Consider the following 1,696-nt stretch of genomic DNA (forward strand, 5'->3'; position numbering starts at 1 on the left):
CCCGACTCCACCGCCCCGACGCGTTCCCAACCCGAAGGCTGTACTGACGCGAGACGATCTCACCGAGCACCTAGTTCAATGTTCCACCCATGAGCTACCAGCAAAGACATTCGCTTTGATCTGGCGCCTGGAACACCCTGCGGTGTCCAGATGCTCCTTAGAAAGGAGGTGATCCAGCCGCACCTTCCGGTACGGCTACCTTGTTACGACTTAGTCCTAATCACCGATCCCACCTTCGACAGCTCCCTCCTTGCGGTTAGGCCACTGGCTTCGGGTGTTACCGACTTTCATGACTTGACGGGCGGTGTGTACAAGGCCCGGGAACGTATTCACCGCAGCGTTGCTGATCTGCGATTACTAGCGACTCCGACTTCATGAGGTCGAGTTGCAGACCTCAATCCGAACTGAGACCGGCTTTTTGGGATTCGCTCCACCTTACGGTATCGCAGCCCTTTGTACCGGCCATTGTAGCATGCGTGAAGCCCAAGACATAAGGGGCATGATGATTTGACGTCATCCCCACCTTCCTCCGAGTTGACCCCGGCAGTCTCCTATGAGTTCCCACCATGACGTGCTGGCAACATAGAACGAGGGTTGCGCTCGTTGCGGGACTTAACCCAACATCTCACGACACGAGCTGACGACAACCATGCACCACCTGTATACCGACCTTGCGGGGCAACCATTTCTGGAAGTTTCCGGTATATGTCAAGCCTTGGTAAGGTTCTTCGCGTTGCATCGAATTAATCCGCATGCTCCGCCGCTTGTGCGGGCCCCCGTCAATTCCTTTGAGTTTTAGCCTTGCGGCCGTACTCCCCAGGCGGGGAACTTAATGCGTTAGCTGCGACACGGAGACCGTGGAAAGGTCCCCACATCTAGTTCCCAACGTTTACGGCGTGGACTACCAGGGTATCTAATCCTGTTCGCTCCCCACGCTTTCGCTCCTCAGCGTCAGTAACGGCCCAGAGAACTGCCTTCGCCATCGGTGTTCCTCCTGATATCTGCGCATTCCACCGCTACACCAGGAATTCCATTCTCCCCTACCGCACTCTAGTCTGCCCGTACCCACTGCAGGCCCGAGGTTGAGCCTCGGGTTTTCACAGCAGACGCGACAAACCGCCTACGAGCTCTTTACGCCCAATAATTCCGGACAACGCTTGCACCCTACGTATTACCGCGGCTGCTGGCACGTAGTTAGCCGGTGCTTTTTCTGCAGGTACCGTCAAGCCGAAGCCCTTCTTCCCTACTAAAAGAGGTTTACAACCCGAAGGCCGTCATCCCCCACGCGGCGTTGCTGCATCAGGCTTTCGCCCATTGTGCAATATTCCCCACTGCTGCCTCCCGTAGGAGTCTGGGCCGTGTCTCAGTCCCAGTGTGGCCGGTCACCCTCTCAGGCCGGCTACCCGTCGTCGCCTTGGTGAGCCATTACCTCACCAACTAGCTGATAGGCCGCGAGTCCATCCTTGACCGAAAAACTTTCCACCCGCACCCGATGCCGGGGCAGGTCGTATCCGGTATTAGACGCCGTTTCCAGCGCTTATCCCAGAGTCAAGGGCAGGTTACTCACGTGTTACTCACCCGTTCGCCACTAATCCACCCAGCAAGCTGGGCTTCATCGTTCGACTTGCATGTGTTAAGCACGCCGCCAGCGTTCGTCCTGAGCCAGGATCAAACTCTCCGTAAAAAAATTACGACC

At 56.7% G+C, this 1,696-nt stretch carries 1 rRNA gene; it reads right to left on the reverse strand.

Features of this window, described 5'->3' with window-relative positions:
- Positions 1-161: 161 nt before the first annotated feature.
- Positions 162-1,684: ribosomal RNA gene (locus C5B93_RS16785) — 16S ribosomal RNA — on the reverse strand.
- Positions 1,685-1,696: the final 12 nt, after the last annotated feature.

The sequence above is a fragment of the Rathayibacter sp. AY1A2 genome, from assembly GCF_002930935.1.
Classification (GTDB): Bacteria; Actinomycetota; Actinomycetes; order Actinomycetales; family Microbacteriaceae; genus Rathayibacter.